Below are 20,746 nucleotides of genomic sequence, written 5' to 3' on the forward strand. Positions count from 1 at the left end.
GTCACAGACTGGACGCGATCCAGTCACATGACGGGATTATTACATATGAATCGAACCCCACTTCTCATTTCTGCGGCGGCGGTCGCGGTGTTTTCCGGCCCGGTGCACGCTCAATCCGCAGATGAGGTTGAGGCACTGCGCGCCCAGGTTGCGCAAATGTCTGCTCAGCTTGCAGAATTGAACGCGCGCCTCGACCAGGTTGAAACCGAAGTTGATGCCGTGCCTGAAGCTGTCGCGGTTGCGGTCGCAGCGGCGCCTGCGCCGGCGGTATCGCATCCCACCGTCACGGCCGGTTCGGCAACAGAAATCAGCATGGGTGCGGCGCCCGAGATCGAAAGCGACGACGGTTTCTCTTTCAAGCCCTTCGGCCGCATCATGCTCGATGCGGGTTGGACCGCCCTGCCCGGCGGTCTTGGATTGGGCGACGGCTTCGACGCCGAAGCCCGCCGTGTGCGACTGGGCGTGCAGGGCGACATTCCCGGCGGCTTTGGTTACAAGATGGAAGTCGACTTTGCCGGTAATGAAGTGGTTATCACCGATGCACTGATTGAATATGGCGCTGGCGATTTCGACATCACCGTGGGCCAGTTCAACAACTTCCAGTCCATGGAAGAATTGACGAGCAGCCGCTTTACCTCATTCATCGAACGCGCAGCCTTCACCGATGCCTTCGGCTTTACCCGCCGCGCCGGTGTGGCCGTGGAATATGGTGGTGGCAATGTGCTGCTGCAGGGCGGCGTGTTCAGCGACAACCTTGAAGACCTGCCCGGAAGCGACCGCTGGAGCGTGGACGGCCGCGCAGTATTCTATCCCGAGGTTGGCGACACCCAGCTCCATTTCGGCGGATCTCTGCACTACGCCGAAATCGGCGAAGGCGAGACTGTCCGCTACCGTCAGCGCCCGCTGGTGCACTTCACTTCGAACCGCCTGATCAACACAGGCAGTTTCGGGGCGACCAGCGAGTTTGGTGCAGGCGTGGAACTGGCGGCTATCAAAGGCCCGTTCCACTTCGCGGCCGAGGGATATCGCCAGGAAGTTTCCGGTGTGCCGGCAATGCAGGATGCTGTCTTTCATGGCGGCTTCGTCGAGGCGGGCATGTTCCTCACATCCGGTGACAGCCGCGGATACAGCGGCGGCCGTTTCAACCGTACCCGGCCAAATACGCCAGTTGGCGAAGGCGGGATCGGGGCGGTCCAGCTCAATGTCCGTTATGACTATCTGGAACTGAATGATGCGGACGCCGGAATCGTTGGAGGAACACAGAACGGTTTCCTCACTTCACTGATCTGGACCATGACCGACTACACTCGCTTCCAGATCAACTACGGTCGGCTTGATTATAGCGACGCCGTGCTGGCACTGCCTTCCGGGGACAGTGATTACGGCGCCGACGTGATCGGCATGCGTGCAGAAATCGACTTCTAAACGAGCAATCATCTACCCCTTCTGGTGGACAAGTCCGCGGTGTGACGCAAATCTGTCGCATACGGTTTATACAGGCCCACCAGCACAACTTCTCTATCCAGAGGCAAATCACTATGAAAAAGATTACCATTGCTGCTGTCGCGCTCGCCGCGACTGTTCTCACCACCGGATGCGAAGACAAGGTTGGCGGCGGCAACAGCCGTGACGCCATCCACGCTGTCGGCTCCTCCACAGTGTTTCCCTTCGCGCGCCGCGTGTCGGAACTTTTCACACGCGAATACACCGACTTCAATTCGCCCAGCATTGAATCGACCGGTACTGGCGGCGGCATGAGCCTGTTCTGCAGCGGCGTCGGTTTTGACACGCCTGACTTCGCCAACGCATCGCGCCGCATGAAGATGGACGAATTCGAAACTTGCCAGGCAAACGGTGTTACCGAAATCACCGAACTGCAGGTTGGTATGGACGGCATCGCCATCGCTGCCGCACAGGGCGGTATCAACATGGATCTGACACCGGAAATCATGTACCGCGCACTTGCCGCCAATCCTTATGGCGAAGCGCAGACAGCCCAGAACTGGAATGATGTCGATCCATCACTCCCTGCTCTTCCGATCCTGGTTTATGGTCCGCCAACCACGTCCGGTACGCGCGACGCCTTTAACGAACTGATCATGCTGGCCGGTTGCGAAGCGAATGAAGAATTCGCCGCGACAGAAGAAGCTGATGAAGACGCATTCGAGCGGACGTGCACCGAATTCCGCAGCGACGGCAAGTTTGTGGAACAGGGCGAGCAGGATAACCTCACCGTGCAGAAGATCGAAAGCGATCCGAATGCAGTCGGTATCTTCGGATATTCCTACCTTGAGGAAAATGCAGATCGCGTGCGCGGCCTGAACATCAACGGGGTTGAACCGACTTACGAAAACATCGCCAGCTTTGCGTACCCCGGTGCCCGCCCGCTGTATGTCTATGTGAAGAAAGCCCACATTGGAATCATCCCTGGTCTTCAGGAGTTTCTGGCAACCTGGGTTGCGAACTGGGGAGAAGATGGCACACTTTCCGAGATTGGCCTTGTGACAAACCGTGGTGAGGTTATGGCGCAGATGACCACAGCGGTCACCGAATTGCCGAATCTGACGGCCGAAGACCTCCAGTAGGAAACTGAGCACGCATCATGTCACCAGTTCTACCGCTTCTCCTGGCCCTGGGCCTCGGGCTTGCCGGTTGGCTGGTGGCCCGTGCGCGCGCCTGGTCTTTTAAGCGAGCCGCCCCGGATGGGCGGCTCGCTGCACTTCCCAGCTACCATGCATGGTATGCCGCCCTGTGGATCGCAGTGCCGCTGCTGGCGTTTTTCGTTGTCTGGGATTTTGTCTGTAGCCAGTTGATCGTGGCGCATGTTCTGGCCAGTCCGGAAGCGCAATCGTTGCCTGCATCGGGGCTGCTTCGCGACACCATCCTGAACGAAGCGTATGGCTTGGCAACGGGCGATGTGCAGCGCGCGATGAATGACCAGTCAAACGCTCTGGCCGTTCCTTTCCGAGAAGCTATTTCGCGGTACAATCTGTTCGGGATACTCATCGGTCTGGCGATCGCCGCAGCAGGTGCAACCTGGGCCTTTCTTCGGCTGAAGCCTGATTTTGCTGCTCGCACGAAGGTCGAACGGTTGGTGCTGCTCGCCCTGCTGCTGGCATCCATGGTCGCCATTCTTACGACGCTGGGCATTTTCCTGACGCTGGTGTTTGAAACCGTGCGCTTCTTCGGGATGGTTTCACCCATTGATTTCCTTTTCGGGACCCAATGGAATCCCGACCCGATGAGCAATGCGACCAATCCCGATGGCGATCGGTACGGCGCTATTCCCCTGTTCTGGGGAACGCTTTTTATTGGCGCCATCATTGCGATGATCGTCGCCATTCCCCTGGGTTTGATGAGCGCAATCTACCTTACGCAATATGCCAATCCGAAGGTCCGCAGTTGGGTCAAACCCGCGCTGGAAATTCTCGCCGGTGTGCCCACAGTGGTTTACGGCTATTTTGCAGCGCTCACGATTGCACCGTTTATTCGTGACCTTGCCACCTCCCTTGGCGCCAGCAATCCGTCCAGCGAAAGCGCCCTGGCCGCCGGCCTTGTTATGGGCGTGATGATTATCCCGTTCGTATCATCCATGGCAGACGATTCCATTGCTGCTGTTCCGCAGGCGATGCGCGATGGATCACTGGCGATGGGCGCGACGACCAATGAAACCATCAGCCGTGTGCTTGTGCCTGCCGCACTGCCGGGCATTGTGGGCGGCGTTATGCTGGCGATCAGTCGCGCTATCGGCGAAACCATGATCGTGGTGATGGCGGCATCGACCGCCGCCAATCTTTCGGCCAATCCGCTAGATTCCATGACCACCGTGACCGTCCAGATTGTTTCACTGCTGACCGGAGAAGGCAGCTTTGATCACCCAGCTACTCTGGCCGCCTTTGCACTTGGTTTTGTGCTGTTCCTGGTAACTTTGGCGCTCAATTTCATCGCTCTGCGCGTCGTAAAGAGGTTCCGCGAAGCTTATGAGTGACACGGCCCCCGCCACCCCGCCAACGCGCACTCCCGTATTCGAAGCGCGCCTCAAGAAGCGTTATGCTGCCGAACGGCGGTTCAAGGCGCTTGGCCTCTCCGCAATTCTTTTCTCGATTGCGGTGCTATTGTTCCTGCTTGTGACAATGACGCTGAATGGTTTCGGCGGCTTCCAGCGTGCAGAAATGAAGGTATCCGTTGATTTTCCTGCCATGGGAATGTCGCTCAACCCTTCCATTACTGATCCCGACGCCGCAGCCCGGTCCTTGCAAGGCCAAGGCCTGCCCGAATTTCTCGAATTTGCAGCAGAGGAATCGCTCGGTGCCGATGGGGCAGCGCAGCTCAATGGTGAAGCATGGCGGATCGTGGCCCGCCAAATCGTTGCTGATCCCACTCTGCTCGACCGAGAAAATGCCTTCTGGCTGCCGACGAGTGAAGACCTTGCCAGCGCCTTTTCCGGCGACGGCAAAGCGGATCTGCAACCGCTCGCCGCGCAATTGTCTGATCGCGGCCTTCTGGATGAACGGTTCGATCCGGGCTTCCTGACCCGCGCCGATGCAACCGACCCGCAGCTTGTCGGCATCTGGGGAGCGCTCAAAGGATCGATCCTGACGATGATCGTCACATTGCTGATCGCATTCCCGATCGGTGTCTTGGCCGCGCTGTACCTTGAAGAATATGCGCCGAAAAACCGTTGGACGGACCTGATCGAGGTTTCGATCAACAATCTGGCAGCTGTCCCGTCGATCATTTTTGGCCTGCTGGGCCTCGCCGTGTTTCTCGCGATCTTCCCGGCATATCGTTCGGCGCCGATAATCGGCGGCATGACGCTGGCGCTGATGACGATGCCGGTGATCGTAATTTCGGGCCGTAATGCCATCAAGGCCGTGCCACCATCTATCCGTGATGGCGCGCTGGCGGTGGGTGCCTCGCCCGTGCAGGTCGTATTCCACCACGTGCTGCCGCTCGCGCTGCCCGGGATTCTTACAGGGACCATCATCGGCATGGCCCGCGCGCTTGGCGAAACCGCGCCGCTGCTGCTTATCGGCATGCGCGCCTTTGTGTCTTCGCCCCCCTCCGGATTCACCGATAATGCGACCGTTTTGCCGATGCAGATATTCCTGTGGTCCGATGAAATCGACCGCGGGTTCGTAGAACGCACCAGTGCGGCGATTATTGTGCTATTGATATTCCTCCTGCTGATGAATGGCCTGGCCATCTATCTGCGCAACCGCTTCGAGAAGAAATGGTAATGCATAGCGAACTTAACCCACCGACCGAGCCGGGCAGTCCATTGGCTGACCAAACGCAAGTTGGCGCTCCTTCCGCTGAAAATGTGGAATCGGCCAAGGTGAAGATGCGCGCGCGGGACGTTTCGGTTTATTACGGGAACAAGAAAGCTATCGACGAAGTTTCTGTCGACGTTTTCAGTGAATATGTGACCGCTTTCATTGGTCCGTCCGGATGCGGCAAATCAACTTTCCTGCGCGCTCTCAACCGCATGAATGACACGATCCCTTCCGCCCGCGTGGAAGGCACGATCGAACTGGACGGTGAAGATATCTATTCCAGCGGCATGGATGTGGTGCAGCTTCGCGCACGCGTCGGCATGGTCTTCCAGAAGCCCAACCCCTTTCCGAAATCAATCTACGACAACGTCGCCTATGGCCCAAAAATTCACGGCCTGGCCGAAGGCAAGACAGAGCTTGATGCGATTGTCGAAAAGAGCCTTACCCGAGCAGGCCTGTGGGAAGAGGTCAAGGATCGACTGCAGGATTCGGGCACCGCGCTTTCCGGCGGACAGCAGCAACGCCTGTGTATTGCCCGCGCCATTGCCGTTGATCCCGAAGTGATCCTGATGGACGAACCATGTTCGGCGCTCGATCCGATCGCCACTGCGCGGATCGAGGAATTGATCGACGATTTGCGCGGCCGTTATGCGATCGTAATCGTTACTCACTCAATGCAACAGGCTGCTCGCGTTTCGCAGCGCACTGCATTCTTCCATTTGGGCCACTTGGTAGAGTATGGACATACATCGGACATATTCACAAATCCGAAACAACAGCGCACACAGGATTATATCACCGGCAGGTACGGATGATGGGAACCGACAACATGGACCACACGGTCAAAGCGTTTGACGATGACATCACCAGGCTTCGCGGGCTTATCGCGGAGATGGGCGGTCTGGCTGAACTCGCGATCAGCGAAGCACTCAGTGCGCTGGTCAGCGGTGACGAGGATCTGGCGCAGCAAGTTATCGAACGCGATGTAAAACTCGACGCGCTCGAGGCAGAAGTTGACGCAATGGCGGTCAGGGTTCTCGCCCTGCGCGCGCCGATGGCCGCCGATCTACGAGAAATCGTTGCCGCGCTGAAGATCAGCGGCGTTATTGAACGTATCGGCGACTATTCCAAGAATATCGCAAAGCGCATTGGCCACATCGAAGGCCGCAGCAAGTTTGAACCTCTCACGCTGCTTCCCGCCATGGGCGAAGTCGCGGCAGAGATGGTCCATGATGTCCTGACAGCTTATGCCGCACGCGATCCGGTAATGGCGCGTGAAGTAATCGAGCGTGACGCGAAGGTCGATGCCTTTTACGACAGCATTTTCCGCAATGTCGTCAGTCACATGGTCGAAAACCCGGCAACGATCAGCTCCGCCGCGCAATTGCTGTTTGTCGCTCGCAATATTGAACGGATTGGCGACCATGCGACGAATGTTGCAGAAATGGTCCATTACTCGGCAACCGGCACCTATCCGGACGATATCGAAAGATAGTATTGCGCTGCCGCATGACTGCTGGCGAGAACATTGCAACAATACTGTCATGAGAATGTCATAAGGCTGCTGTGAACGTCGCACCTCCGTGCGGCCTGAAACGGGAATCCAGACCAATGTCCGCTCCTAAACTGCTGCTGGTTGAAGACGATTCCTCGCTTGCCGAGCTGCTCGAATACAGGTTCGAGAAAGAAGGCTATGAGGTCCGAATTACTGCCGATGGCGAAGAAGCGATGGTCATGGCCGCAGAAGACGTGCCTGATCTCGTCATTCTGGACTGGATGATAGAAGGCATAAGCGGGATTGAAGTCTGCCGCCGGTTGCGCCGAGAAAAAGCCACGGCCCACGTTCCCATAATCATGTTGACCGCGCGGGAAGCGGAGGATGACCGAGTGCGCGGCCTTGAAACCGGTGCAGATGATTACCTGACCAAGCCTTTCTCCCCGCGCGAGTTGCTTGCACGCGTGTCCGCCGTTTTGCGGCGGGTTCGCCCTGCCCTGGCCGGTGAATCAATAGAAGCCGGGGACCTTCGCCTTGATCCTGTGGCACACAGGCTTGAACGATGTGGCCAGGAAGTTCAGGTCGGCCCGACCGAATACCGCCTCGTCAAATTCCTGATGGAGCATCCCCGCAGGGTGTTTTCCCGCAGTCAGCTGCTGGACGCTGTATGGGGCACTGACAGTGAGATTGAGGAGCGCACGGTCGATGTACATATCCGGCGTCTGCGTAAGTCCATCGCTTTGGAAAACGTCCGCGATCCGATTCGCACCGTCCGCTCTGCCGGTTATGCTCTGGAACCGGTTTAGTCATAGGTAGAACTACGTAGCGCTTGCAGCATTCCATGCTGCGAACGCATAATTACCCGTTATCGCATGTAAATTTGTTGCAGCCCGGCAACAACCTACCGCAATAATGCCTCCGTTCGGGACACATTCGGCCGTCCGGGGGTTCACATGATATCGCAACCGCGTTACAGGTTTGATTGTAATTCGAACACGCCTCTAAAAAAATTCGAGGGATTTATGAAAAAAATTATCACTTCCGTAATGGCCACTGGCCTCCTGCTTGGCACCACTGCCAATGCAGCTTCCGCACAAACTTTTGACCGCGATGCGGCTGCTGTCACCGAAGCCGAAGGCGTCGCAGAAAGCGGCTCGCTTTTGATCGTGCTGTTGATTGCTGCTGCCATCGCAGCCGGCATTGTCTTCCTGGAAGACAGCGAAGATGCGGACAATCTGCCGACCAGCCCATAACAGGCAAGGTACGACAGTTACCAAATACGATAACCCCCGCTTCGGCGGGGGTTTTTGTTTGTCTGGAATAGTTTGCGTTCTCGTCGGCTGTTCGTGGACTACACTGCCTCAGCGGCAAATGCCGCGGTCCGGGCTTCGTGCCTGGTCGAGATGAAAGTGGTCTGCGTGGGCGGCATTGTAGTCGGGTGACAAGACAGTGCCGAAGCTACGGCATGCAGAATCGCGTGTTTCCCGAAGGAACCGCGCGGATGCATTGTCTCCAGCGCTGCCCGCCTCCCAATCCTCCAGCAGGCTGATTTGTCTGCCATCTGCCAGGATAAAGGCGGATATATCGATTGCATTGCCAGTCGCATGCTCGCTCCAGTCGCCGCCTGGTGCGCCATACATCCTGCGGCAGCTATAGGTGCCAAGTTGTTCGACCCGGATGACAGACGATCCGAGAATGTCGCGTGCGAGCCGTTGAACATCCTGATCAATCCACATGGAAAGCCCCGCTGCCACCGGGCAGGTCATCTGCGGATCTGCGGGGACCAAAAGCGTGTCACCAAGGATCACGCGGTCTGGCCGCGCGCATTCACCGTCAATTGCTGGCTCCAGCGACGTAAAGGTCACTTCGCTGCGGTTCAAAACTGCGTGGCAGGCGGGAATATCGCCGCGCAAAGACGCCAGTTTTGCTCCGGTGAACAGGCCATGCGGATCACGCAAATCAAGCGATGCCCAGGGGTTGTGCTGCGGGTTTTCTGCCAGCCAGACACGCGCGCCCAGCAGCATTGCCGCCGCCGCCAGCAGCAGGGCAAGCCTTCCATCAGCCGCAGGGAATGTCGGCGAGATACGCCTGGCTCTTGCCTTTGACGCCTTCGCCATCAGTGAAAATCGCGTGATTTGGGAATTATCCGGACATTGCGCGGGTGGCTGTGCGTAGCGGGCAATTCGTCAATCAAGTCGCGCGGACGGATTGCAGTATCTTCGTGCGGCACAGATTTTTGCCTGCCCTTACCCGAAGGCAGCGGCGAATTGACATGATCGGCCCGCGCGACCGGCGCGTTGAGCAGATCATCCGAAAGGCGGTGCAATTCCTGCGTTGCGTCGGTCATGTGGTGGGCGATAACGTGAATCACCTCGTCATCATACTCCACACGCCCGCGCACTTCCATTAATCGCGCGCCCATAACCACCTTGCGCTGCTTGTCCTTGAGATCGGGCCAGACAACCAGGTTGATGACGCCGGTTTCATCCTCCAGCGTGATAAAGCACACGCCCTTCGCGCTGCCCGGCCGCTGGCGGATCAGCACCACGCCCGCAACATGCACCATGGACCGGAATTTCTTGGCCCGCAGATCGCAGGCCCGCACAAATCCGCGCTGTGCCAGACTGGCGCGCAGGAATGCCATCGGATGCGCCTTCAAACTGAGCCGCGTGGTCTGATAATCTGCCACGACCTCCTCTGACAGCGGCATTTTTGGCAGGATTGCGCGGCGGCGCTCTGCTCCCTCGTCACGCTCGTCTGCATGGGCGAACAACGGCAAATCCTCCCCGCCCACCAGGCTGCGCGCATCCCACAGGGCCTGCCGCCGCGACAAATCCATGGAGGTGAAGGCATCGGCATTGGCGAGCCGTTCTATATGGCCAACCGGCATGCGCGCCCGGCCCCGCAATTCCCCGACATCGGTGAAAACGCCGTCCTCCGCCCGCGCCGCCAGCAATTGCGCGGCGACATGTTCGGGCAGGCCATCAACCTGGCGCAGGCCGAGGCGCAGGGCGATATGCTTGTCCGCCCTGCCGCTGACGTCCTCGCCTTCAGGGCCCTGCGCACCAGAGGGATTGAGAACCTCCAGCGTGCAATCCCATTCGCTGCAATTTACATCCACCGGCAGCACCTGCACGCCGTGCTCACGTGCATCACGCACGATCTGCGCCGGGGCGTAAAAGCCCATCGGCTGGGAATTGAGCAGTCCGCAAGCGAAGGCGGCGGGGAAATGACATTTGAGCCAACTGCTCACGTAAACCAGATGCGCAAAGCTGGCCGCATGGCTCTCTGGAAAACCATATTCGCCAAAGCCGCGGATCTGGTTGAAACACCTCTGCGCAAAATCCCGGTCATACCCGCGCGCAACCATCCGCTCGACCATCATATCCTGCAGTTCGTCCACCATGCCGCGGCTGCGGAATGTCGCCATGGCCTTGCGCAGCCGGTTGGCTTCCAGCGAAGAAAACTTCGCCGCATCGAGCGATATCTTCATCGCCTGTTCCTGAAAGATGGGCACGCCCAACGTCCGCTCCAGAATGCTGGAAAGCTCATCCGGTGGCCCATGCTCGGGCGATGGCGCGGGGATCACCACCTTTTCCGCACCCCGGCGGCGTTTGAGATACGGATGCACCATATCGCCCTGGATTGGTCCCGGGCGCACGATGGCAACCTGAATCACCAGATCATAAAACTCACGCGGGCGCAGGCGCGGCAACATGTTCATCTGCGCGCGGCTCTCAACCTGGAAAACACCCAGCGAATCGCCCTTGCGCAGCATCGCATAGGTTTCCGGATCTTCACGCGGAACGCTGGCCAGCGTCAGCGTGCGGCCGTGATGGCCTTCCAGCAGATCGAGGCATTTCTTGATGCAGGTGAGCATCCCCAGCGCCAGCACATCGACCTTCAGGATGCCCAGCGCCTCTATGTCATCCTTGTCCCATTCAATGAACGTGCGCTCTGGCATCGCGCCATTGCCGATCGGCACCGTTTCCGTCAGCGCACTTTGCGTGAGGATAAATCCGCCAACATGCTGGGATAAATGTCGAGGCATTCCAATCATCTGCGTGGTCAAGGCAAGAACGCGCCTGAGGTGCGGATCGGTCATATCCATGCCTGTTTCCGCGACATGGTCCTCACCGATCTCGCGCCCCCACCCACCCCACACGGTCTTGGCCAGCGTGGCGGTCACATCTTCGGACAGGCCCATCGCCTTGCCCACTTCGCGGATCGCCATGCGCGGGCGATAGTGGATGACTGTGGCGGTAAGGCCCGCACGGTGGCGGCCATATCTGCGGTAAATGTACTGGATCACCTCCTCGCGCCGCTCATGCTCGAAATCGACATCGATATCGGGCGGCTCCTTGCGCTCTTCGGAAATAAACCGGTCAAACAGCAGGGCATGGCGTGCAGGATCCACGCTGGTGATTTCCAGACAATAGCAGACGGCAGAATTGGCTGCGCTGCCCCGCCCCTGGCACAGGATCGGTGGATCAACGCTGCGCGCGTAATCGACGATATCCTTGATGGTGAGAAAGTAGCGGGCGAGATCCAGCTTTCCGATCAACGCCAGCTCGCGGTGTAATGTTTCGCGCACGCTGTCCGGCACGCCGGAGGGATAGCGGTGATCTGCACCCTTCCATGTTTCCGCCACCAGATGTTGCTGCGGGGTCATGCCGTCAGGGTAAATCTCCTCGGGATATTCGTATTTGAGCTCGTCCAGACTGAAATCGCAGGCATCGGCCACCGCCCGCGCCGCGGTGATGGCATGTGGCCAGCGTTCAAACAGCCTTAGCATCGCTTCAGGGCCTTTCAGGTGCCGTTCGGCATTGGCGTGCAGCAGGTGCCCCGCCCTCGCTACAGTGGTCTTGTGATGAATGGCGGTCATCACATCCTGCAGCGGACGGCGACTGGGCGCGTGGTAATGCACATCATTGGTGGCGAGCAGCGCCAGCCCATTTGCGCGCGCCAACGTATCGAGCCGGTCGATCCGGGCGATATCGTCTCCGCGATAAAGATAAGCGGCAGCAAGGTGGCGCAGTGTGGGAAGACCCGCTGCCAAGTGGCTGATAATGTCCACAAACCGCCCACGCACAGCCTCCTGCACGCGTTCCCCGTCCATGGTGATAACATTGCTGGCCCATGCCGGAACGGTAAACTCCTCCTCCAGATCGCTTGGAGGCAAAAGGATAAGCTGCAGACCCTCACTATCCTTGGCCAGCATGGCAAGGCTGATGTCGCACGCACCCTTGTCCTGCCATCCGCCATCCAGCGTCTGCATTCGCCCGGCACTGATCAGGCGGCACAGCCTGCCGTAAGCGGCACGGTTTTTTGGATAGGCAAGGAAGATGAGACCCTCCACCGTCTCTATTCGCGTACCGATAATCGGGCGCAATTTCAGGGTTTTCGCTTCTGTATGGATACGCACCACGCCGGCCATCGAATTGGCATCGGCAATCCCGATGGCATCATAACCCAGCGTGTGCGCGGCCATCACAAGGTCGACCGCATCGGACGCGCCGCGCAGGAAGCTGAAGCAGGAGACTAGGCCCAGTTCCACAAAAGGCGCACGCGGCGGGGCTTCGATCAAGTCAGGATCGAGCTCTATCGTGCGTTTGTCAGGGGTAAGCGGAGCTTCGGGCACGTCACTGCCCTGACTTCTGGGCCAACTCCTCTAGCCGCGCCTTCACCGCCGCCAGATCAGCCACAAACAGCTGTTCCTGCTGCGCCTTTGCTGCGCCATCGAGCCGGAGGAGGTAGGAAGGGTGCGCAGTGACCCACAGCTCGCTGCCATCATCCAGCGGGATCGGGCTGCCGCGCGATCTGGAAATGTTCACCGTCTTGCCGAGCAGCCCACGCGCAGCAGAAGCGCCCAGCGCCAGCACCAGCTTCGGCTTCACAATGGCGCGCTCTGCCTCCTGCCACCAGCGGCAGGTGTCCACTTCCTTGGCGGTAGGGGTCTGGTGGAGGCGGCGCTTGCCACGCTGTACGTATTTGAAATGCTTGACCGCATTGGTGACGTAGGCGGCGCGGCGATCAATCCCGGTCGCTTCCAGCGCCGCATCGAGCACTTGTCCGGCAGGGCCTACGAAGGGGCGGCCCGCCAGATCCTCCTGATCGCCGGGCTGTTCGCCCACAATCATCAGGGCTGCATCCTGCGGCCCTTCGCCCATCACTGCGTGGTTTTCGAGAGAGCCGATCGGACAATTGCGGCAGGCGTGTATCGCCTTGGAGATGGCCTCCAGCGTATCGGGCTGCGCTGCGTAATCCGCCTTTCCTTCCGCCACCATCGCGCTTTCCCGCTGCTGCGCGCCTGCAATCAGTTCCGGAATAAGCGCCGCTTCGGGCATGTTCTTCCAGTATTTCTTGGGCATTTCCTTCAGCATCGCGCCGATCTTCAACCGCGCGGGATTGAAGGTGGAGGCATAATATTTGCGCCACAGATCCTCCGCCGGATCGCCACTGGGCGCATCGGACTTTTGCGCAGGCGGACCTTCGCACAACACTTTGGTGTCCCAATGGAGGCTGCCGCGCGGGGTGAGGATCGACCAGTGCATATTGGCGAAACGGCGCACGAAGAATCCCGCCTCCCGGCGCAGGATGTGATGGTCAGGTTCAAACCACGCAACATAATGCTCCGGCGCCTCTGGCTCATCGGCATTCTCTACGCGGCGGAAGCGCACGAAGGCGTGCATCTTATGCGCATCGCGGCGCACTGCCTTTTCCAGTTCCTCCACCCGGCGCACATCAGTGTCCGCCTTGTCTTCCATCATTCGCGGGCTGGATTGTAGCCGCCACAGCAGGCGATAAAGCAGGGAAAACCTTTCAGGGTCAGAATGATGTGCGGCAGTCTTCGCTATTTGCATGAATCGCTTGCTGGCGCGCACGGGGCAGCCAGGATCATCCGGCACTGGCAAGCGCTTTTCCGACCGCGCCGGCCCCTCTTGCGCAAACAGATCGCTTGCCCCGCCCGGCTCCACCCAATTCACCCGGTCCGGCGGAATATCGCATTGTACCAGCTGCCGCGCCCGTTCCCGCCAGAAGGCGAAATCATCGGGCTCCGGCAGGTGCACCGCGTAATAGGCACCGAAATTGACATGCTGGAGCGCGGTCATGCCGCAAACAGTTCCAGCTGCTCCTGTTTAGGAGCCAGCAGGCTACGCAGGTCAGCGCGGTCGGTCAGCATAACAGGCCGCCAATCCGCCGTCTCAATAAAGGGCCGCACCTTGGTGATGGAGACTGTCAGTTTTGCCACATCATCCAATCGCAAGGTCCGATGGCGGCGGCTGGCGAGAATCTGGCTGACAGCACGGGTCCCCAGCCCTGGTACACGAAGCAACATTTCGCGGGAGGAGCGGTTCACATCCACCGGATATTGCTCACGAAATTTAAGCGCCCATGCCAGCTTGGGATCGATATCGAGCGGCAGATTGCCGTCCGCCCCGGTCGCCTGCATCACTTCGCGCGGGGCAAAGCCGTAAAACCGCATCAGCCAGTCAGACTGGTAAAGCCGGTGTTCGCGCATCAGCGGGGGACGCTTCAGCGGCAGCACTGCGCTCGCATCGGGAATAGGCGAGAACGCCGAGTAATAAACGCGGCGCAGCTTGAAGCCGGTATAAAGCCGGCTCGCCTTGCCCACGATATCGGCATCGGTGGCAGCATCGGCCCCAACGATCATCTGCGTCGATTGCCCGCCCGGAGCAAACCGCGGCGCATGTTTGAACCGCTTGCGCTCATCCTTGGCCTGAATGATCGCGCTTTTTACACCGCCCATCGCGCCTTCAATCTGCAACGCATTCTTGTCCGGCGCGAGGCGGGTGAGGCCAGCATCGGTCGGCAATTCGACATTGATAGAAACGCGGTCTGCATACAGCCCGGCCTGATGCACCAGCTGCGGATCAGCCTCCGGAATGGTTTTGAGGTGAATATAGCCGCGGAAATCATGGTCTTCCCGCAGGATACGCGCGGTTTCTACCATCTGCTCCATCGTGAAGTCGGAGCTTTTGATAATGCCCGAAGAAAGGAACAGCCCTTCGATATAATTGCGCCGGTAAAAGGTCAGCGTCAGGTCCGCGACTTCCTGCGGCGTGAAGCGTGCGCGGCGAACATTGCTGCTCTTGCGGTTCACGCAGTAATGACAATCGAAGATACAGTGATTGGTCAGCAATATCTTGAGCAGCGATATGCAGCGGCCATCGGGAGCATAGGCGTGGCAAATGCCCATTCCCTCTGTCGAGCCGACACCCTTCCCGCCCTTGGAATTGCGTTTGGCCGTGCCGGACGACGCGCAGGACGCATCATATTTCGCCGCATCGGCAAGGATTTCCAGCTTTTGAATGGTATCGAGTGCAGGCATTTGTTCCTTATATGTTCTCACAACGGATTCGCCAAGCGTCATCTGCCGGAAAATCACCGGATGCCTGTGTAAACCATATCTGTTCGCCTGATCTTAACCACTCTGGGCCGAGAGACCCTGCAGGAGGAAACGCACCCATGAGATTGTTCGCCCGTGCCAAAACTGCTGACGTCCCTGAAAGACGCGGCGGACCGCGAACAAGGGTGGATTGCATTGCAACACTGCTGATGCCCAGCGGGGACCGTCCCGGGCGGCTGTTCGATATTTCCGCCACCGGCGCGCGCCTGTCCACGCAAGTGCCGCCATCCCCCGGATCTGCGGGTATTCTCGACTGGTCGCTCCACGAAGCCTTTTGCAAGGTCACATGGTCAAAACCCGGCATGTGCGGGATTGTGTTCGACAGGCCGATCAGTGCGGAAGTCCTGCAAGAAACCATTGAAAAGGCACCTGCCGGAACGCGGATAATTTCCGCCGCGCACGCAAACGACGCTGGTGAAGCAACGCAGGATACACACGGGAACCCTCCTCCGGCACGCCTACCTTGCTAGGGATGAGGCCATGTTGCGCGTTGTCCGCGGATGAGCATATCGGCCCGGTGAGTATATCGGCCCGTAAGTTTATCAGCATTGTAAACGCTTGAGCAGAAACCGCAGGTCGGGCATCAGGCTGCCATGGATATCATGGCACTACTCACCGATCCGGCCGCTTGGCTGGCCCTGCTCACCCTCATCGCTCTCGAAGTGATCCTGGGGATAGATAATCTGATCTTCATCGCGATCCTGTCCAACAAACTGCCCGAGCATCAACAGAGCAAGGCCCGGCGCATCGGGCTGGCGCTGGCGCTGATCATGCGGATCGGCCTGCTGATGCTGATCGGCTGGATCGTGACCTTGCAGACCCCGCTTTTCGATCTCGGCATAGAAGGTGCCCGCGGACCATACGGCGAACCGACCTTTGAAACGGCCTTTTCCGGGCGCGACCTGATCCTGCTGGTGGGCGGCCTGTTCCTGCTGTGGAAGGCCACCAAGGAAATCCACCATTCGATGGAGCCGGAAGACAATTCAGGCGACCTGCTCGACAAAACCCCTGGCATAGCCAAGGCCGCCACCGCCACTTTCGGAACAGTGATCGCGCAGATCGTTGCCATTGACATCGTGTTTTCAGTGGATTCGATTCTGACCGCTGTTGGCATGACCGATCACGTGCCGATCATGATTACCGCCGTCGTTATAACCGTGGGCGTCATGATGGTTGCCGCCGACCCGCTGGCGCGCTTTATCGAGCAGAACCCGACGCTGGTGATGCTGGCGCTCGCCTTCCTGGTCATGATCGGCCTGGTGCTGATCGCCGACGGCTTCGGCTTCCACGTGCCCAAGGGGTATATCTATGTGGCAATGGGCTTCTCGGTTGGCGTGGAAATCCTCAACATCGTGCAACGGAACAAGCGAGCGCGGCTGGCGGCTGGCGCAGGGCAAGTGTAGCCTTAGGGAACGGTGACGTCCTCTCGCGGGACACCACCTACGGTATAGAGCCGTTCGACCGGTAGCTTGATCAGAAATCCGGTGTTGCTGGTCGTCAGGTCGTAAACAGCACCCAACAGCCCGGCCATCGCGTGCCCTTCCAGTTCTGCACCCTGCGCCTGGAGACCAATCGCAAGGCCTTCTCCCATGCTGCCTGTCCAGCGACCGACCCGGACGGTTACGTGTCCATCGAAATTCTTGCCTTCGCGCGGGACGATATATTCGGCCCATTGACGTGCGATGCCGGTCTGGCGCTGTTCGGCTGGCAGCGTATGGATCTGGTAGGGTGACGGCTGATCCACAAACCAGCCCATGATGCCGCGCGCGACAACGGTGTTGCCCCCGCTTGGCGTGTCAGTCAGATCAAGCAACACCCTTTCGGCATCGCCTGTCTGTTCCATTGCGCTGTCGAAAGCCGCGATGGTGCCGTTGTTGCCAAGGGAATCGTTGAACCGGACCTGCAAGGTATTGCCTTCACGCGTGACGGTGACCGGTTCGCTGCCGGCTTGCTGGCCCTGATACAGGTTGGGAAGTTCGATTGATACGTCCCGGCCAGCTCCCTCCAGCCCGAGAATGCGCGGCCTGTCCCGTCTTCCTGCCACGAGCACGCGGGCTGCAAAGGCTTTGCTCTCGGCATCTCTCGTGTCATCGCCAAGGTCGTTCCAGAAAGCATCGACTGCTTGCGCGATAGGTACGCCGCCGACTTCGGTCAGCCTTGCGCCGGGCAATATGCCTGCCTGCTCTGCTGGCGATGCACTGCGGACGGCATCGACAAGATATTCGCCGTCACGATAAATGATCCAGAGGTCCGCATAGGATGGAACCACGGCCCAGCTGTCCGAGGCAGAACTGCCGGTGATCGCGTGGTGGTCGCGCAGGATGAGCAGGAGGTTTTCGGCAAAATGCAACAGGCTGGAACTGTCGCCGACGGCGTCTGCCTGAGCCTGCAGGACGGCGTTAACGGGTATCTGACCGCCTTCGAAGCGTTCCGGATAGGCATATGCCTGTTGGACCATTTCGATCAGCTGTTGCGCATCTTCCTGATAATCTGCCGACGTGGTCTGGGCCAACAGCGGTGTCGGCAGCAACAGCAGAAGCGGGGCGAGTATACGGAGAAATTTCATGCCGTGGTATGTGGTTACTGACCTTTCCGGTCAAGCAAACAGCCCTTGCAGGAACCAGTCCGGCTCTCCGCCGCGCCCGTCCCCGGCGATGCCAGCGCGGTATATCCAGTAACGGCGGCCGGTATCGTCTTCGATGCGGTAATAATCGCGCAGGCGGGTAGAGCCTTTCTCGCGCCACCATTCAGGAGCAATGCGTTCCGGCCCTTCCACCCGTGCCACTTCGAACACACCGCCGCGCCAGCGGAAACGGCGGGGATAGCCGTCCGGGCTGGCATAAAGCACCGCGATCCGCTCTGCCTGGTCCAGCAGTTTCAGGGGCCGTGCGTGAAAGGCGAGTTCCTCCTGCTGCGGGGCTTCCGCCTCCAGCGGCGGCTGCCAGCCTTGCGCCCGTTCCGGGATATGGCTGGCGCGCAGGACCGGGCGCTGCACGGCCGCTGTGCCCAGCCTGACGGTGAGCCGATCGATACAGGCTGCCAGACTGGTGCCGTGCTCCTCCGCTGCCGCTTCGAGATCGGCCTGGCCCAGCTTCAGCGGCTCTGCCCAGCTGGCGCGCAGGCGCAGCATCTCTATCCCGAAACCCGCATCGACATCGTCCAGCTTGGCGGCAAACAGGCGGCAGATGTGGGCAGGATCGCGCGTGGCGGCCGCCAGTTCCAGATCGCGCAGCACAACCTCGCCGTCCACCCGCCACAGGCCAAGCTGAAGGCGGCGTGCACCCTCGCCCCGCCCTTCCAGCTCGCGCGCCATATCCGCGGCAAGGTCTTCCACCACCTTGTCGAGCAGGTTGCGATGCCGGATCGGCTCCATCAGGCGGCGCTGTACCAGTGCGGCGGAAAGCGGGATGACCGGAAGCAAGGGTTCAGGCACGCGGCCCCTCAACTGGTCCATCCGGATCAGCGGATTGGCGGCAGGCGATTTGCGGTTGCGGAAGCGGCGGTGGACAGCATCGCGGCCATTGGCCCCCTCCCCGATACCGGCAAGATCGCCAAGCCGTTTTAGGCCAAGACGCCGGAGGACGAGCAGCACGTCATTATCAAGCCGCAGTGCTGCAACAGGCAGGTCTGCAAGGCGGTCCGCGATATCATCACCCGGTGTAAGAATGGCCTCCGGCGGGGCGTAATGCGCCAGCGCCCAGGCGGCCCCGGCAGTGGGCGCGACGGCAGACCTGACAGACAGCCCGCGCGCCTTGCAGCGCTGTGCCACATCGGCCAGCAGGCGGCGCTCTCCGCCGAACAGATGCGCAACGGCGGTCACGTCCACCAGCAGGCCATCAGGCGCGTCGATCGCGCTCCACGGCCCCCAGCGCTGCGCCCACACCGCCAGCCGTTCCAGAAATGCGAGATCGCCCGCCGGATCGCTCGGGCGGACTTGCAGATGCGGGCATAGCGTGCGGGCATCGGCCAACATCATGCCGCACACGGAACCCTCTGCCCGTGCAGCGACATTTGCGGCATCGATGCGCGGGCCATGCGCAGTTTCGGTGATCAGCGCCAGTGGCTGCGCATCTGCGCCTTCGCCCGCTGTGCAGGCTTCAGAGTGCCGCCAGCGATCGAGCGCCAGTTCGCAGGTCCAGATCGCCATGATTCGCCGGGGCTGGGTCTGGCGAGGTGGCGGTGTCTGCATGACGTTCTGGGGGGCGCTCGGCGGCGAGGAAAGATCCTTCATCGCGCAAGGTCCATTCTCCGGGGGCGTGCGTACGGGCACGAAACAACTGTGCCTGCCACGCCGGATGACCGGGCGCGGCGGGATTCCACAGCGGCGGAGCGGAAGGTGCGGCGACCACATCCCAGCGCATGCGGGCGGAACTGAGATCGTGCTCGGCGTTCAAACGGACAAGAAACAGCGGCACACCATGTCTTTTCGCCGCCAGACTGAGCCGGCGCGATGCAGTAAAATCCAGTGCACGCGGATTGCCTGCCACTTCACCTATGACGCAGGCGAGATCACGGCAGCGAACGCCCTCTTCCAGTGCGAAAAGCGCATCTTCGGGAGTTTTGGCCGCAACATGGATCAGACGGTGGCGCAAGGCTTCGGGCAGACCGGGGCGATAGGGCCGCCCAGCCAGGCGCTGCGCCTTCATGTCCTGCACCCACAATATACAGCGCTCTTGCGTATCGTCTTTTGGCGCGCCTTCAGATTCGCGCGCAGAGGCACGCATACCGTCCAGCGCAAGCGCCAGTGCTGCGCCCGCGCCACTCGCCTCAGTGCCGGGGGTGAAAATCTCGCTATGCAATGCAGCTTGCCCGCCCGGGTGCCAGCGTGAATTGCGGGCAGCGGGACAGGCCAGCTCCACTGCGCGCGGCAGGGAAGCCATGTCCATGTCGAATCGACTCCTTTGTTCTACTTATGTTCCCATATGTGCTGCCATGCAACCGCTTGTCGATGCCCAGCGACACTTCAACCCACAGTTCGGAAACATTGCGCGGTTTGTCAGTTGGATAGGCAAAGGAGATATAAATGACCGACCGCACTGAACTTAAAGAAAAATTCTGGAAAGCCCTCTCTGGCAGCCCCTTCGTCTTCCTCCAGCTCGATAGCGAGCCTGACAATGCTGTGCCGATGACCGCACAGCTGGACAAGGATGCCAACAGCACGATCTGGTTCTTCACCACACGCGATCACACACTTGCCAAGGGTGGCCCGGCAACGGCCACGTTCGCAGGCAAGGATCACAAGATGTTTGCCCGCTTTTCCGGCACGCTGACCGAAGAAACCAGCAGTGACCGCTTGGACAAGCAGTGGAGCACCATCGTCGAGGCATGGTTCCCCGGCGGCAAGGACGATCCCAACTTGCTGATGTTGCGGATGGATCTGGGCCAGGCCGAAATCTGGAACAGCGATCTGGGCTTTATCGACAACGCCCGCATGCTTCTGGGCTTCGACGTCCGCAAAGAAGCGCGTGAAGAGCATCTCGAAACGACGCTCTGATACCGACCGCACGTTAGAACAAAAGAGCCGCCGCCCTTACCGGGGCGGCG

Annotated in this window: 18 protein-coding genes; 11 read left to right on the forward strand and 7 right to left on the reverse strand. The window is 59.8% G+C overall.

Translation table 11 applies throughout. The annotated features are described in order from the left end of the window. The first annotated feature begins 45 nt into the window (after window positions 1–45). From AB731_RS07730 to AB731_RS07765, 8 genes are all read left to right on the forward strand, one after another. On the forward strand, window positions 46–1,425 hold the full coding sequence (locus tag AB731_RS07730; protein ID WP_052768991.1) for an OprO/OprP family phosphate-selective porin: 1,380 nt from the start codon (window positions 46–48) through the stop codon (window positions 1,423–1,425). A 113-nt stretch (window positions 1,426–1,538) separates the two neighbouring features. Further along, the gene (locus AB731_RS07735) at window positions 1,539–2,585 is read left to right on the forward strand and encodes a substrate-binding domain-containing protein (protein WP_047093599.1); all 1,047 of its coding nucleotides are present in this window, start codon (window positions 1,539–1,541) and stop codon (window positions 2,583–2,585) included. A gap of 17 nt (window positions 2,586–2,602) precedes the next feature. Beyond that, complete coding sequence (pstC, locus tag AB731_RS07740; RefSeq protein ID WP_047093598.1) at window positions 2,603–3,988, forward strand: phosphate ABC transporter permease subunit PstC; 1,386 nt, start codon at window positions 2,603–2,605, stop codon at window positions 3,986–3,988. Continuing rightward, entirely contained in the window at window positions 3,981–5,240 is a 1,260-nt protein-coding gene (gene pstA, locus AB731_RS07745) for a phosphate ABC transporter permease PstA (protein ID WP_047093597.1), read from the forward strand. The genes pstC and pstA overlap by 8 nt, the downstream gene beginning before the upstream one ends. Window positions 5,241–5,344: 104 nt before the next feature. Then, window positions 5,345–6,091, forward strand: a complete 747-nt coding sequence (gene pstB, locus AB731_RS07750) for a phosphate ABC transporter ATP-binding protein PstB (RefSeq protein ID WP_231638912.1) — start codon at window positions 5,345–5,347, stop codon at window positions 6,089–6,091. After that, complete coding sequence (phoU, locus tag AB731_RS07755) at window positions 6,088–6,771, forward strand: phosphate signaling complex protein PhoU (protein WP_082126416.1); 684 nt, start codon at window positions 6,088–6,090, stop codon at window positions 6,769–6,771. Before pstB ends, phoU begins: the two co-directional genes overlap by 4 nt. A gap of 116 nt (window positions 6,772–6,887) precedes the next feature. Beyond that, on the forward strand, window positions 6,888–7,577 hold the full coding sequence (gene phoB, locus AB731_RS07760) for a phosphate regulon transcriptional regulator PhoB (protein WP_047093596.1): 690 nt from the start codon (window positions 6,888–6,890) through the stop codon (window positions 7,575–7,577). Window positions 7,578–7,793: 216 nt separating this feature from the next. Continuing rightward, on the forward strand, window positions 7,794–8,024 hold the full coding sequence (locus AB731_RS07765) for a hypothetical protein (RefSeq protein WP_047093595.1): 231 nt from the start codon (window positions 7,794–7,796) through the stop codon (window positions 8,022–8,024). Window positions 8,025–8,132: 108 nt separating this feature from the next. Here the strand turns inward: AB731_RS07765 and AB731_RS07770 are convergent, their stop codons facing one another. Genes AB731_RS07770 through AB731_RS07785 form a run of 4 tightly spaced genes read right to left on the reverse strand, consistent with a single transcriptional unit; the run spans window position 8,133 to window position 15,124 of the window. Beyond that, entirely contained in the window at window positions 8,133–8,888 is a 756-nt protein-coding gene (locus tag AB731_RS07770) for an extensin-like domain-containing protein (RefSeq protein WP_047093594.1), read from the reverse strand. Then, window positions 8,888–12,412 (reverse strand): error-prone DNA polymerase, encoded by a 3,525-nt coding sequence (locus AB731_RS07775; protein ID WP_047093593.1) that lies wholly within the window; start codon window positions 12,410–12,412, stop codon window positions 8,888–8,890. The genes AB731_RS07770 and AB731_RS07775 overlap by 1 nt, the downstream gene beginning before the upstream one ends. A gap of 1 nt (window position 12,413) precedes the next feature. Further along, entirely contained in the window at window positions 12,414–13,883 is a 1,470-nt protein-coding gene (locus tag AB731_RS07780; RefSeq protein ID WP_047093592.1) for a UdgX family uracil-DNA binding protein, read from the reverse strand. Then, a complete protein-coding gene (locus tag AB731_RS07785; RefSeq protein WP_047093922.1) occupies window positions 13,880–15,124 on the reverse strand; it encodes a putative DNA modification/repair radical SAM protein in 1,245 nt (414 codons plus the stop codon). Before AB731_RS07785 ends, AB731_RS07780 begins: the two co-directional genes overlap by 4 nt. A 137-nt stretch (window positions 15,125–15,261) precedes the next feature. Between AB731_RS07785 and AB731_RS13990 the strand changes: the two genes are divergently transcribed. Together AB731_RS13990 and AB731_RS07795 are read left to right on the forward strand one after the other, a co-directional pair. Then, window positions 15,262–15,672, forward strand: coding sequence for a PilZ domain-containing protein (locus AB731_RS13990; RefSeq protein ID WP_047093591.1), 411 nt, complete (start codon window positions 15,262–15,264; stop codon window positions 15,670–15,672). Between the two features lie 123 nt (window positions 15,673–15,795). Further along, a complete protein-coding gene (locus AB731_RS07795) occupies window positions 15,796–16,605 on the forward strand; it encodes a TerC family protein (protein WP_047093590.1) in 810 nt (269 codons plus the stop codon). 2 nt (window positions 16,606–16,607) lie between these two features. On the opposite strand, the gene AB731_RS07800 is transcribed toward AB731_RS07795, so the two are convergent. From AB731_RS07800 to AB731_RS14135, 3 genes are read right to left on the reverse strand one after another with little or no spacing between them, the layout of a single operon-like run. Continuing rightward, window positions 16,608–17,768: a S41 family peptidase gene (locus AB731_RS07800; RefSeq protein ID WP_047093589.1), complete on the reverse strand. Its 1,161-nt coding sequence runs from the start codon at window positions 17,766–17,768 to the stop codon at window positions 16,608–16,610. A gap of 30 nt (window positions 17,769–17,798) precedes the next feature. Further along, entirely contained in the window at window positions 17,799–19,391 is a 1,593-nt protein-coding gene (locus tag AB731_RS07805) for a DUF6504 family protein (RefSeq protein ID WP_047093588.1), read from the reverse strand. Further along, the gene (locus AB731_RS14135) at window positions 19,300–20,088 is read right to left on the reverse strand and encodes a hypothetical protein (protein WP_193788000.1); all 789 of its coding nucleotides are present in this window, start codon (window positions 20,086–20,088) and stop codon (window positions 19,300–19,302) included. The genes AB731_RS07805 and AB731_RS14135 overlap by 92 nt, the downstream gene beginning before the upstream one ends. Window positions 20,089–20,225: 137 nt before the next feature. Between AB731_RS14135 and AB731_RS07815 the strand changes: the two genes are divergently transcribed. Beyond that, the gene (locus tag AB731_RS07815) at window positions 20,226–20,696 is read left to right on the forward strand and encodes a pyridoxamine 5'-phosphate oxidase family protein (RefSeq protein ID WP_047093587.1); all 471 of its coding nucleotides are present in this window, start codon (window positions 20,226–20,228) and stop codon (window positions 20,694–20,696) included. The last annotated feature ends 50 nt before the right edge of the window (window positions 20,697–20,746 follow it).

Origin of the sequence: Aurantiacibacter marinus (genome assembly GCF_001021555.1) — a bacterium.
Lineage (GTDB): Bacteria > Pseudomonadota > Alphaproteobacteria > Sphingomonadales > Sphingomonadaceae > Alteraurantiacibacter > Alteraurantiacibacter marinus.